This is a genomic window from Streptomyces sp. NPDC048560 (assembly GCF_040650955.1).
GTDB lineage: Bacteria > Actinomycetota > Actinomycetes > Streptomycetales > Streptomycetaceae > Streptomyces.
Genome location: NZ_JBEZIJ010000001.1, coordinates 858,035 through 870,629, shown reverse-complemented (window position 1 = coordinate 870,629; position 12,595 = coordinate 858,035). Strand labels below are relative to the sequence as shown.

The following is a 12,595-nucleotide window of genomic DNA, read 5'->3' as shown; positions in this document are numbered from 1 at the left end:
CCGGCCATTCCCGTGGCCCGCGTTCGTACGGCACAGTCGACGACAGGTACCCTCCTTCCAGCCATTTCCGGACTGGCTGAATAGTGATGACCGTTCGACAGGCCGGGGTGCGGGGTCAGCGCGGCGGTAACTCCCCCTCCGTAGCGCTCAGTTACCGAGCGCGTTCTCCGGTGAGCCAAACGCGGATCGTGTGTGGATTCGATACCGATTCGACCACGTCCCCATCACGAAAACTGCTCCGTATCAGGCATAGTGCGCGCGCCTGTCCCGAAACGGACTTGATCAACGGTCGGCCCCCCGTGAAAGAGTGCTGAGCAAGAAATGGCATGGGCGCCGGCAATCGCTTACCGGCGCCGTATGTGGCGGGGGGCGCCGGTTTCGGTCGGTATTTCTCGCGCTCGGTACGGGATTGCGGTGCATCTCTTCCGTGCGCGGTGGGCCAGGAGTCTCCCAATTCTCGCAATCCCGGACATCGTTCCTTAATTTCGAGAGGGAATCCATGGCTGACGAAATGGTGATCCGCGCTCAGCGTTTCATCAATACGACGTACGGCAACGGTGCGACGCTCGGCATATCCAAGCTGGAAGAGAACGGCCGCACAGGCTGGGACGTCATGTTCGCCCTCACCCGTGCCCTTCAGTACGAGATGGGCCTCAGCTCCCTGTCCGACAACTTCGGACCGGGCACGCTGTCGGCCCTGGGGGAGAAGTACGGCAAGCTCGACGAGACCACCGTTCCGTCGGCGAACTTCTGTCGCATCATCCAGTCGGCGCTGTACTGCAAGGGCTACGACGGCGGTGAGATCGACGGCATCTACAACTCCCGGGTCAAGGACGCCGTCACGAAGCTGAACGCGGACATGGGCCTGAGCGTCGCCTACCCGGGCGGCGTGCTGTGGCCGAAGGCCGTCAAGGGCCTGTTCAACATGGACGCGTACGTCACCGTCAGCGGTGGTTCGAGCGCCATCCGGTCCATTCAGCAGTGGCTGAACGGCAAGTACGTCCTGCGCAAGGACTTCTACGTCATCCCCTGCGACGGCCACCACTCCCGGACCGTCTCCCAGTCCATGCTGTACGCCGTCCAGTACGAGCTGGGCATGGCCGACGGCGTCGCCAACGGTTTCTTCGGTCCCGGCACCCGGTCCGGCCTCGCGAGCCACACGCTCACCGAGGGTTCCACCGGTGTCTGGCCGCAGCTCTTCAGCGCCGCGATGATCCTCAACGGCCGCTCCGCGGTGACCTTCTCGAGCTCCTTCGGCAGCGCCCTCGCGGGGGAGACCGCCGCCTTCCAGACCTTCGTGAACCTCCCGGTCACCGGCAAGGGCGACTTCTCGACCTGGGCGTCACTGCTCGTCTCCTACGGCGACCAGGAGCGCAGGGGCGAGGCCTGCGACGGCGTCACGAAGATCACGCCGGCCCGTGCGGCGACGCTGAAGGCCGCAGGCATCAAGTACGTCGGCCGCTATCTGCTCAACCCGAGCACGACCTCCCTCCCCGAGAAGGAGATCCAGCCCGGCGAGCTCCAGACGATCGCCGCCAACGGGCTGCGCTGCTACCCGATCTACCAGACGTACGGACGCGATGCCGCCGGCTTCAACTACCCCTCGGGGAACGCCGACGGATTCGCCGCCGTCAACGCGGCCGAGCGCCACGGCTTCAAGAACGGTGCCCGGATCTTCTTCGCGGTCGACTTCGACGCCTACGACTACGAGGTCACCGACAGCATCCTTCCCTACTTCAAGGGCGTCGAGGACGCCATGGCGATCTCGGGGAACCCCTACCGGGTCGGTGTCTACGGACCGCGCAACGTCTGCATCCGCGTGTCCGAGGCGGGCCACGCCACCGCGAGCTTCGTCTCCGACATGTCCAGCGGCTTCGCCGGCAACTACGGCTACCCCCTGCCGCCGAACTGGGCCTACGACCAGATCGTCACCCGGACCCTCGGTACGGGCGACGGAGCCATCAACCTCGATCACAACATCGCCTCGGGCCGCGACATCGGAGAGGCGTCCTTCAACCCGCCGCGCGTCGAAGGGCCCGACACCGCCTTCAACCTCGGGTACTACCTGGCGCTGCACAACGACAGCAGCTCGTACATGCAGTCGATCGGCTTCGCCAACTCCGACGCCAAGCGCATCTTCACGCACACGGAGTGCCTCGACACGATCCTCGCCCACGACGCGCTGATCACGGACCTGTCGCACCAATACAACATGCGCAAGGCCCTGATCCAGACCAGCGCCTACTGGGAGATGCGTCATTACGACGTGGTCGACCTGGGCGTGGACGCCGCGGTCGCGTATTACCACACCGGGGTCGGCGGCGGCATGACTCCGGTCCGGGACTCCTCCACCGGTATCGCGCAGATCAGCGGGGAGGTCGGCATCCGGGCCTGGAACTACTGCATCGGCAAGGGCCTCGCCACCGGCACCGTGCTCGACCCCGCCAAGGACCCGGACATCTGGACCATGTGGCACAAGGTCAACCAGGACAACGCACACTCCGTCAGGACCGTCTCCCTCATCCACCTGTGGGACGCGGGCGGCAAGCCCGGAGGGAACAACCCGCCGGCCGGCGAGACCACCCTGCGGGCGATGAGCCTGAACTACTCCCAGTCCGAGATCTTCGAAGTCCTTCGCCGCTACCAGGGCTGGGGCTCCATGGCCGAGGAGCACGCGACGAAGCGCCTCGCGCTCTACCAGATCTTCGAGAAGTACAACGGCATCTCCCGGACGCAGTAGGAACGGCCATGACAACCGACCCGTACGCGGGACACGGGGTGCTCGCCCTGGGCCTGGTGATTCTCGTCGGGCTGCTCGTAGCCGGCGCCCTCGTGGTCTACGCCTGCGTGACGTTCGCGCGCCTGGGCGTCGGACGCACGGACGCGCTGGTGCTGCTGCGCCCTGTCGCCGCCCTCGCGGCAGCGGGCGCCGTCGGCCTGTACGTCTGGGGAGCCCTGCACCTGGCGCTGCTCGACGAGACACGACAGGACTCCGCGTGCAAGGAGGCGGTCGGCCCGGCCCATGTGATGGAGATCGACGCCTACCGGCCGACCTACATCCCCCTGGGGCTCGGCTGCCACGTCAGGAGTGGCGACACCTATCAGGCAGGAGTGCCCGGCTACGTCAATCCCGCGGTCGCCGCCCTCGCCCTCACCGCCGTCGTGCTGGGCGGCTTCGGCGCACTGGAGTCCGAGCGCCGGAGCACCAAGGAATTCAAGAGAAAGACGAGGCACCAGTGAACACATCCCGCCGTACCTTCCTCGCCCGGACCACTGTGATCGCGGGCGTGACGGCAGCGGCATCGCTGCCCTTCTCCCAGTACCTCGCCTCGCCCGCCCACGCGGCGGGCGGGTACGTCGAGCCCGAGCACGTGAGGGCAGCGGCCCGCCGCGCCCTGGAGCGCGGGAAGCGCACCCGGCACGGGAAGCCCAGCCCCAACGGCTGGGAGATGGAGATCGCCACCGACCGGGGCGGGGCCGTGTGGACGCGCCCGGTCCCGGGTACGCCCGTCGAGGGAGTCGCCGTGCGCATCGGCGACGTGGAGACCGTGCTCGTGCACGTCATCCGCCGCTTCCACTACGAGGTGGACACCCTGCGCAAGGACGACGTGACCGGCTGGCGCCGTCCGGCCGAGGTCCGCCGGGGGCTGGCCGAGGCCAACCAGGCCTCGGGCACCGCCGTGCAGATCCGGCCGGGTCACTACCCGCCGGGTGCCAAGGGCGGGTTCTTCCCGCAGCAGCAGATCGTGGTCCGCGACATCCTCGCCGAGCTGGACGGCGTCGTGCGCTGGGGCGGGGACGACCGGCGGCCCGACGAGTCGCTGTTCTACCTGGCGGTGAAGCCGGGCGACCAGCGGCTGGACGCGGTGGTCCGCAAGCTCCGCGGGTGGAGCGAAGAGCCCGGCAAGGGGGCCGGCGGTCCGGTGGACGTGCTGTCCCCCGCGCGCCGCAGCGCCGCAAAGGCCCTGACCCGCACGCGGTAGGCCCCCGCCCGCAGCCGCCGTCCGGCAGTCCGCCCGTCCGGCAGTCCGCCCGTCCGCCCGTCCGGCTGTCTCGCGACGGTGCGGCCGGCCGGGGCCCGTGCGGTGCACGGAGCCCCGGCCGGACCGGGCCGTCCAGGGGAACGGCGTGGGCCCCGGTCTCGCGGACATGGCGCAGTGGTTTACCCACCTTTCCTCCACATCACTCGCCCTCGAAGCAACCTTTGTTCGTCTGAGCGGCTGAAATTTATTGATCCGTGGCCGGTCGGGGGACCAGGAGTCATACCCTTCACAAGGTGAACCAGTTGAAGTCCCGTGCCTCCCGCCCCGCAAGCCTGGTCGACCGGTCCGGGGGAGGAGAACTGCCCGGCACGCTGTCCGACGAGCTCCGCCTTGAGCTGATCGCGTTCCGGCGAGATCTTCACATGCACCCCGAGCTCGGCAACCAGGAGTTCCGTACGACCGCCGCCATCAAGGCCCGGCTGGAGGCGGCCGGGCTCGCGCCCGAGGTGCTGGCCACCGGGACGGGGCTGATGTGCGACGTCGGCACCTGGGACGGGGTGCGCCCCATGCTGGCTCTGCGCGCGGACATCGACGCGCTGCCCATCCCGGACACCAAGGCGGGCGTGTCCTACCGGTCCACGGTCCCCGACCGGGCCCACGCCTGCGGGCACGACATCCACACCGCCACCGTCCTCGGCGCCGGCCTCGTCCTGGCCGGGCTCGACCGCCAGGGGCTGCTGCCGCATGCCGTCCGGCTGATCTTCCAGCCGGCCGAGGAGGTGCTGCCCGGCGGCGCGACCGACGCGATCGGGGACGGCGTCCTGGAGGGCGTGGGCCAGATCATCGGGGTGCACTGCGATCCGCGGGTCGACGTCGGCAGGATCGGTCTCAGCGCCGGGGCGATCACCTCCGCCTGCGACCGGCTGGAGATCTCCCTCGACGGGCCGGGCGGGCACACCGCCAGGCCGCACCTGACCACCGACCTGGTCACCGCCGCGGCGAAGGTCGCCACCGAGGTGCCCGCCCTGCTCGCCCGCCGCACCGACGCGCGCTCCGGGCTCGCCGTCACCTGGGGGCGCCTGGAGACCGGCCACGCCTGCAATGTGATCCCGCAACACGCCGAGCTGTCCGGAACAGTTCGCTGTCTGGATCTGGCCGCCTGGCGGGCGGCTCCGGACATGGTCCACGCGGCGATCGACGAGGTGGCCGGAATGTACGGGGCCAAGACGGTCATCGAGTACGTGCGGGGAGTGCCGCCCGTCGTGAACGAGGCGTCGGTGGTCGAGCTGCTGGGCGACGCGATGGCGGAACGGCGCGGTGTGTATGCGATCGAGGACACCGAACAGAGCCTCGGCGGCGAGGACTTCTCCTGGTACCTGGAGCACGTCCCGGGCGCCATGGCCCGGCTCGGGGTGCGCACCCCGGGCGACACCCGCGGCCTCGACCTGCACCGAGGAAACTTCGACGCGGACGAGGAAGCGATCACGGTGGGCGTGGAGCTCTTCACGGCCGCCGCGTTGCTCGACGGCCGTGCCTCCCACGAGCGTTAATTTTCGCAGGTCAACGCCAGACTGATCCCTTGCCGGGAGCCCGTGGAAGGCTTGGCTCATCTGACTGTGGCGCTGGTTCGGTGCCGAGACCGGGCGCCGTGATCACGTCTCGGTCAGATGCGGTAGACGCTTGCGCCGACCTTGGACACACCGACGTTTGGGTTGTCCGAGCACTTCGCGCTCGAGGTCTCGCCGTTGCCCTTGCCCTTGCCGTAGACGACCCACAGGTTCCCTCGCGGGTCAACGCAGGTCACCTTCACCTGTTGGCGCTCGACGAGGGGAAGCATCCCCGTGCACTTGGAGTAACCGGTCCAGGGAGCCGAGCTTGACTTCCAGACAGTGCAGTCGGCGTTCGCGATCCTAGTTTCTCTAGCGGCGGCGCTGGGTGCCATGAGTAGAGATCCGGCCACCGCGACGACGGCCATTCCGGATACGATTGACCTCTTGTTCACTCTTTCCCCCTAGGGTAAAGCAAGCGAAAAGCGGTCCCGTAAGGTCCACTTTGGGCTGTAGTTTTGTGCGGTCGGAATTTACTCGCACAGTGCGACTAGTGATCGAAAGTGAATCCAATTTTGGAGATCCCCACGTTGGGGTTGTCGGAGCACTTCGCCGTTGACGTCTGCGCGTTCCTCTTCCATGGGCCGTACACCACCCACGTCGACCCCCGGGGGTCTACGCAGGTCACCTTCACGCGGAACTGGTCTGCCCAGGCCATGCCGCTGCAGTAGGCGGAACCCGTCCACGGTGCCGTGTTCGATCGCCAGGTGTTGCAGTCGCCCACTCGGACGCTTGCCGAGGACGCCGGGGCCCATGCGGTGGCCCCTGCGGCAAGTGTGAGTGCGACGCCAAGAATGGTCGACATTCTCCGGTTCATTCTTCCCCCTTGGTGGTCGAGCGTAGATGGCCTTTCTGGTCGAATCGCCTGCGCCGATTGATGCCATGGCGATCCGGGATTGACTGATGTCTATCAGCTGACTTGTCGGCGCGGCAATAGGGTCGAGAATTATGGCTGGATAGCAAGTTACGCAAAGGTGAATATTGAACAACGGGACTTTGGCGGGGCGTGGAGGTGGTCGGGGCCGAGGTGGCCGCAGCGCGGAAGAGACGTCTTCGGCTACTCTCCGTGACGGCCCTGCTCTATGCTGGCCCGATGGGTGTTCGCGACGATCCGATAACGGCTTCCGTACAGGTCCTTATCTGACATCTACGCGCGTTACGATCGCGGCGAAACCAGCGCCGGAAGAGGCGCTTCGGTCAGGTTTGAAGGAGCCTTCCCTTGCGCCGGGTATCCAAGTTTGCTGTCGCGTGTTCTGTCACCGCGGCCCTCGCCTTCACCGCCACCGCGTGTGGCGACTCCTCCACCGAGGACACTGGCTCCGACAAGGACCAGATGAAGATCGGCATGGCCTACGACGTCGGCGGCCGTGGCGACAACTCGTTCAACGACTCCGCCGCTCGCGGCCTGGACAAGGCCAAGGCCGAGTTCGACGCCGAGACGAAGGAGCTCACCGCCAAGACCGGTGAGACCCCCGCCGACCGTGAGACGCGTCTGCAGTCTCTCGCCGAGGGCGGCTTCAACCCCGTGATCGCGGTCGGCTTCGCGTACAAGGACGCGGTCGACAAGATCGCGCCGAAGTACCCGGACGTCACCTTCGGGCTGGTCGACTCGGTCGCCGAGGCGAAGAACGTCGCCAACATCGTCTTCACGGAGGAGCAGGGCTCCTACCTCGCCGGTGTCGCGGCGGCGCTGAAGTCCAAGGACGGCCAGATCGGCTTCATCGGCGGCGTCGACCTTCCGCTGATCAAGAAGTTCGCCGCGGGCTTCCAGCAGGGCGTCCTGGACACGAACCCGAAGGCCAAGGTGCAGATCCAGTATCTGTCCACGGGCTCGGACCTGTCCGGCTTCGGTAGCCCCGACAAGGGCAAGGCCGCTGCCAAGGGCATGCTCGACAAGGGTGTCGACGTCATCTTCGCCGCTGCCGGCGGTTCCGGCGCCGGCTCCATCGAGGCCGTCGCGGGCAAGTCCGGCGCCTGGTCCATCGGTGTCGACTCCGACCAGGCCAAGGACCCGGCCCTGTCGAAGTACGCGGCCACGATCCTGACCTCGGTCGTCAAGAACGTCGACGCCGGTGTCTACGACCTGTCGAAGTCCGTCAAGGACGGCGAGCCCCTGACCGGCACGCAGACGTACTCTCTCGCCAAGAACGGCGTCAGCCTGACCACCACGGGTGACCACCTTACGGACATCCAGGCGAAGCTCGACGAGGCGAAGAAGAAGATCGTCGACGGCGAGATCAAGGTCAAGACCACCCTCTGACCTGTCCGCTGATTCGGGGCCCGGTGGAGCGGCTTCGGCCGTTTCTACGGGCCCCGATTCGCGTACGGAGGGCACGCCTCGGGCGTGCCCTCCGCCACCTGCGCCAGGAGGCCAGCGCATTTTCGGTGGCGCTACGCGCGTAGCGTCCGCCGGGCACGGTATTTTTCGCCACGCCACCCGCAGCGCCTCGTCCTGATTCCACCCACGTACCCATCCACCGCCTCCGCCCTCCGCTCCTGCCAAGGAGAGTGCGCCATCAAAGCGTCCAGCAGTCCTCATGCCGTCGAGCTCCGCGGCATCACCAAGCGATTTCCCGGCGTCGTGGCCAACCACGACATCGACATCACAGTGAACCGCGGCACCGTGCACGCCCTCGTCGGCGAGAACGGCGCCGGCAAGTCGACCCTGATGAAGATCCTGTACGGCATGCAGAAGCCGGACGAGGGCACCATCGCGGTGGACGGCGAGCAGGTCTCGTTCAGCAACCCCGGTGATGCCATCGACCGCGGCATCGGCATGGTGCACCAGCACTTCATGCTCGCCGACTACCTGACCGTCCTCGAGAACGTCGTACTCGGCTCCGAGAAGCTGCACGGCATCGGGGACCGGGCCCGCGCCAAGATCAAGGAGATCTCCACGGCGTACGGCCTCGGCATCCGCCCGGACGTCATGGTCGAGGACCTCGGGGTCGCCGACCGCCAGCGCGTGGAGATCCTCAAGGTCCTCTACCGCGGCGCGCGCACCCTGATTCTCGACGAGCCGACCGCCGTCCTGGTGCCGCAGGAGGTCGACGCACTGTTCGACAACCTCCGCGAACTCAAGGCCGAGGGCCTCACCGTCATCTTCATCTCGCACAAGCTGGGCGAGGTGCTCTCCGTGGCCGACGAGATCACGGTCATCAGGCGAGGTACGACGGTGGGTACCGTCGACCCGGCGCACACCACGACCAAGCAGCTCGCCGAGCTGATGGTCGGCAGCGAGCTGCCGTCGCCGGAGACCCGCGAGTCCACGGTCACCGACGTACCCATGCTGACCGTCGACGATCTGCGGCTGACCGCCACCGACCCGGACGGGGTGGTGCGCGCCGTGCTCGACGGCATCGCCTTCACCATCCACAAGGGTGAGGTGCTGGGCATCGCCGGCGTCGAGGGCAACGGCCAGTCCGAACTGGTCGACGCCATCATGGGGATGCGCACCCTCGACACCGGCGTCCTCACGCTGGACGGCGCGGACATCTCCCACGCCGCCACCCGAAAGCGCCGCGAGGGCGGCATGGCCGTCATCCCCGAGGACCGCCACCGGCACGGTCTGCTCCTGGAGGCACCCCTCTGGGAGAACCGCATCCTCGGCCACGTCACCGAACGCCCCAACAGCAACGGCGCCTTCCTCGACCTCAAGGCCGCCCGCGCCGACACCGAGCGGATCGTGCGCGAGTACGACGTCCGGACCCCCGGCATCGAGGTCACTGCGGCCTCGCTCTCGGGCGGCAACCAGCAGAAGCTGATCGTCGGCCGCGAGATGAGTCACCGCCCCAAGCTGCTGATCGCCGCCCACCCCACCCGTGGTGTGGACGTCGGTGCGCAGGCGCAGATCTGGGACCAGATCCGCGAAGCGCGCCGTGAGGGCCTGGCGGTGCTGCTCATCTCCGCCGACCTCGACGAGTTGATCGGGCTCTCCGACACCCTGCGCGTGATGTACCGCGGCCGGCTGGTCGCCGACGCCGACCCGGCGACGGTCACCCCCGAGGAGCTCGGCTCCGCCATGACGGGCGCGGCGAGCGGACACCTGGAAGCCCCGGCCGGGGACGGCACGCCCGCCGAACCCGGTGCGGACGACACCCGCCCCGTGACCGACCCCGACGGGGGAGAGGACCGATGAAGAAGTTCGACAAGGAGCGGCTGCTCCTGGGGATCGCGGCCCCGTTGCTCGCGATCGTGGTCGCGTTCCTGGTGACCGCGCTGGTCCTGGCCGCGACGGGCAAGGAACCGTTCAACGCCTTCGGCATCATGTTCGAGTACGGACTGAAGTCGGACAGCCAGGTCTACATCCTGAACAAGGGCACGACCTACTACCTCGCGGGTCTCGCGGTCGCCATCGGCTTCCGGATGAACCTGTTCAACATCGGTGTCGACGGCCAGTACCGCCTCGCCGCCTTCTTCGCCGCCGCCCTCGGCGGCGCGCTGACCCTGCCGGGGGCTCTCCAGATCCCGCTGATCATCCTCACCGCGATGACCGTCGGCGCGATGTGGGCCGGTATCGCCGGTGTCCTGAAGGTCACTCGGGGTGTCAGCGAGGTCGTCTCGACGATCATGCTGAACGCCATCGCGACAGCGATCATCGGCTATCTGCTCCAGCAGGGCAGGCTCGGTCACCTCGACGAGGCCGGCACGAAGATCTCGACCAAGCCGATCCCGGAGTCCTCGCACTTCTTCGAGTTCCCGACCACACCCACCCCGGTCTGGGGCTTCATCGTCGTTGCGATCGTCGCGGGCTTCGCCTACTGGTTCGCGCTCTCGCGCACCCGGTTCGGCTTCGATCTACGCACCGTCGGCCAGTCCGGCTCGGCCGCCGAGGCCAGCGGTGTCAACGTGAAGAAGATGATTGTCACGTCGATGCTCATCTCCGGCGCGATGGCCGGCCTGATCGGCATGCCGACGCTGCTCAACGACAGTTTCGAGTACAGCGGCGACTTCCCGGTCGGCATCGGCTTCACCGGTATCGCCATCGCACTCCTCGGCCGCAACAACCCGGTCGGCATCGCCCTCGGCGCGCTCCTGTGGGCCTTCCTCGAACGCGGCACCGGAAAGCTCGAGTTCGAGGGGTACGACAAGGAGATCGTCGGCGTCATCCAGGGCGTCATCGTCCTGTGCGTCGTCATCGCCTACGAAGTCGTACGCCGCTACGGCCTCAAGCGCCAGCAGAGCAAGGTCGGCGCGGAACTCGCCGCCCAGGCCGCCCGTAACTCCGACCAGCAGGAGGTGTCGGCGTGACCGTCACGGCGACTTCCACCCCGCCGCCCGCAGCCCCCAAGGTTTCCGGTGGCAAGGGCGGGCACAAGCGCTTCTCGTTCCCCGTCATCCTCCTGATCATCGCGGGCGGGCTGCTCGCGCTGTCCGCGGTGCGCGCCATCACCGGCGCACAGGACGTCACGTCGGCCGGACAGATCAGTGCCGCCCTCGCGATGGCCGTGCCGATCGGCCTCGCCGGCCTCGGCGGCCTCTGGTCCGAGCGGGCCGGTGTGGTCAACATCGGCCTCGAGGGAATGATGATCCTCGGCACCTTCTTCGGGGCCTGGGCCGGCTGGCAGACGAACCCGTGGATCGGCGTGCTTGCCGGTGTCGTCGGCGGCATGCTCGGCGGGCTGCTCCACGCCTTCGCCACCGTCACCTTCGGTGTCGACCACATCATCTCCGGTATCGCCATCAACATCCTGGCGCTCGGCTTCACCACCTACTTCGCCAAGCTCTGGTTCAACTCCGGCGAGGCAGCGGCGAAGGGCGGCAGCCCCAAGCAGTCACCGCCGGCCGAGGAGATCACGACCGTGTCGGTCCCTGGCCTCTCGGACTGGCTGCATTCGATCGAGACGCACCACTGGTTCTTCATCTCCGACGTGGCCGGCATCCTCGGTGGCCTGGTCACCAACGTGTCGTTGCTGACGCTGGTCGCCGTGGCGCTTTTCATCGCCACGTTCTTCGTCCTGTGGAAGACCTCGTTCGGTCTGCGCCTGCGGTCCTGCGGTGAGAACCCGATCGCCTCCGAATCGCTCGGCGTCAACGTGTACTTCTACAAGTACATCGCCGTGATCGCCTCCGGCGGCCTCGCCGGACTCGGTGGCGCGTTCCTGTCGCTGGTCACCTCGCACATCTACAACGAGGGCCAGACCGGCGGGCGAGGTTACATCGGTCTCGCTGCGATGATCTTCGGTAACTGGCGGCCCGGCGGGCTCGCCATGGGCGCCGGCCTGTTCGGCTTCTCCGACGCGCTCCAGCTGCGCAACGGCGGCGAGTCCGTCCACGCCCTGCTGCTGCTCCTGGTGGTCATGCTGGCGGGCCTCGCGGGCTGGAAGATCTACCGCAAGAGCTATGTGCCCGGCGTGATCAGCGCCGCGATCGCGGCCGTCGTGCTGGTTTGGTACCTCGGCACGGACACGGTGCCGACCGAGTTCGTGAGCGCAACGCCGTACATCGTCACGCTCCTGGTGCTCTCGCTCTCCGCGCAGCGGCTGCGGATGCCCAAGGCGGATGGTATGCGTTACCGCAAGGGCCAGGGCAAGTGACGGTCGCCGCGGACGTCGACTGGGACGCCCTGCGTGCCGCCGCCCGGGACGCCATGTCCCGTGCCTACGCGCCGTACTCGGGTTACCCGGTCGGCGTGGCGGCGCGCGTCGACGACGGCCGCACGATCGTCGGCTGCAACGTCGAGAACGCCTCGTACGGCATCGGCCTCTGTGCCGAGTGCGGCCTGGTCTCCCAGCTGCACGCCACCGGCGGCGGCCGGCTGACCCACTTCACCTGTGTGGACGGGGCCGGCGCGGTCCTGGTCCCTTGCGGCAGGTGCAGGCAGCTGCTGTACGAGTTCGGCGGGCCCGAGCTCGTCCTGGAGACCCCGGACGGTCTCCGCACGATGGACGAGATGCTGCCGCAGGCGTTCGGCCCCCAGCACCTGGCCTGAGGCCTCGTCTCCACCACCACCGGGCGGGCCCGTTTCGGGTCCGCCCGGTGTTCGCTCAACCCTCTATGCGCGTA

At 67.8% G+C, this 12,595-nt stretch carries 10 protein-coding genes; 9 read left to right on the top strand and 1 reads right to left on the bottom strand.

Features of this window, described 5'->3' with window-relative positions:
* The first annotated feature begins 499 nt into the window (after nt 1-499).
* The 4 genes from AB0C82_RS03835 to AB0C82_RS03820 all read left to right on the top strand — a co-directional run bounded on the left by AB0C82_RS03835 (nt 500) and on the right by AB0C82_RS03820 (nt 5,533).
* Nucleotides 500-2,740 (top strand): glycoside hydrolase domain-containing protein, encoded by a 2,241-nt coding sequence (locus tag AB0C82_RS03835; protein WP_362835962.1) that lies wholly within the window; start codon nt 500-502, stop codon nt 2,738-2,740.
* A gap of 8 nt (nt 2,741-2,748) precedes the next feature.
* On the top strand, nt 2,749-3,240 hold the full coding sequence (locus AB0C82_RS03830) for a hypothetical protein (protein ID WP_362835960.1): 492 nt from the start codon (nt 2,749-2,751) through the stop codon (nt 3,238-3,240).
* Nucleotides 3,237-3,983: a twin-arginine translocation signal domain-containing protein gene (locus AB0C82_RS03825; RefSeq protein ID WP_362835958.1), complete on the top strand. Its 747-nt coding sequence runs from the start codon at nt 3,237-3,239 to the stop codon at nt 3,981-3,983. The genes AB0C82_RS03830 and AB0C82_RS03825 overlap by 4 nt, the downstream gene beginning before the upstream one ends.
* 302 nt (nt 3,984-4,285) lie before the next feature.
* Entirely contained in the window at nt 4,286-5,533 is a 1,248-nt protein-coding gene (locus AB0C82_RS03820; protein WP_362837017.1) for an amidohydrolase, read from the top strand.
* Between the two features lie 113 nt (nt 5,534-5,646).
* Here the strand turns inward: AB0C82_RS03820 and AB0C82_RS03815 are convergent, their stop codons facing one another.
* Nucleotides 5,647-5,925, bottom strand: a complete 279-nt coding sequence (locus tag AB0C82_RS03815) for a hypothetical protein (RefSeq protein ID WP_362835956.1) — start codon at nt 5,923-5,925, stop codon at nt 5,647-5,649.
* An 884-nt stretch (nt 5,926-6,809) separates the two neighbouring features.
* Between AB0C82_RS03815 and AB0C82_RS03810 the strand changes: the two genes are divergently transcribed.
* The 5 genes from AB0C82_RS03810 (at nt 6,810) to AB0C82_RS03790 (ending at nt 12,521) form a co-directional block, all read left to right on the top strand.
* Nucleotides 6,810-7,850: a BMP family ABC transporter substrate-binding protein gene (locus AB0C82_RS03810; RefSeq protein ID WP_362835954.1), complete on the top strand. Its 1,041-nt coding sequence runs from the start codon at nt 6,810-6,812 to the stop codon at nt 7,848-7,850.
* 255 nt (nt 7,851-8,105) lie between these two features.
* Nucleotides 8,106-9,728 carry an ABC transporter ATP-binding protein gene (locus AB0C82_RS03805; RefSeq protein WP_362837015.1) on the top strand — a complete coding sequence of 541 codons (1,623 nt, stop codon included), beginning with the start codon at nt 8,106-8,108 and terminating at the stop codon, nt 9,726-9,728.
* Nucleotides 9,725-10,840: an ABC transporter permease gene (locus AB0C82_RS03800; protein WP_362835952.1), complete on the top strand. Its 1,116-nt coding sequence runs from the start codon at nt 9,725-9,727 to the stop codon at nt 10,838-10,840. Before AB0C82_RS03805 ends, AB0C82_RS03800 begins: the two co-directional genes overlap by 4 nt.
* Complete coding sequence (locus AB0C82_RS03795) at nt 10,837-12,126, top strand: ABC transporter permease (RefSeq protein WP_362835950.1); 1,290 nt, start codon at nt 10,837-10,839, stop codon at nt 12,124-12,126. Before AB0C82_RS03800 ends, AB0C82_RS03795 begins: the two co-directional genes overlap by 4 nt.
* A complete protein-coding gene (locus tag AB0C82_RS03790) occupies nt 12,123-12,521 on the top strand; it encodes a cytidine deaminase (RefSeq protein WP_362835948.1) in 399 nt (132 codons plus the stop codon). Before AB0C82_RS03795 ends, AB0C82_RS03790 begins: the two co-directional genes overlap by 4 nt.
* The last annotated feature ends 74 nt before the right edge of the window (nt 12,522-12,595 follow it).

Bases quoted from the DNA above. Each gene is read 5' to 3' on its own strand.
- AB0C82_RS03835 (WP_362835962.1), top strand. From the start codon at position 500: ATGGCTGACGAAATGGTGATCCGCGCTCAGCGTTTCATCAATACGACG.
- AB0C82_RS03830 (WP_362835960.1), top strand. From the start codon at position 2,749: ATGACAACCGACCCGTACGCGGGACACGGGGTGCTCGCCCTGGGCCTG.
- AB0C82_RS03815 (WP_362835956.1), bottom strand. From the start codon at position 5,925: ATGGCACCCAGCGCCGCCGCTAGAGAAACTAGGATCGCGAACGCCGAC.
- AB0C82_RS03800 (WP_362835952.1), top strand. From the start codon at position 9,725: ATGAAGAAGTTCGACAAGGAGCGGCTGCTCCTGGGGATCGCGGCCCCG.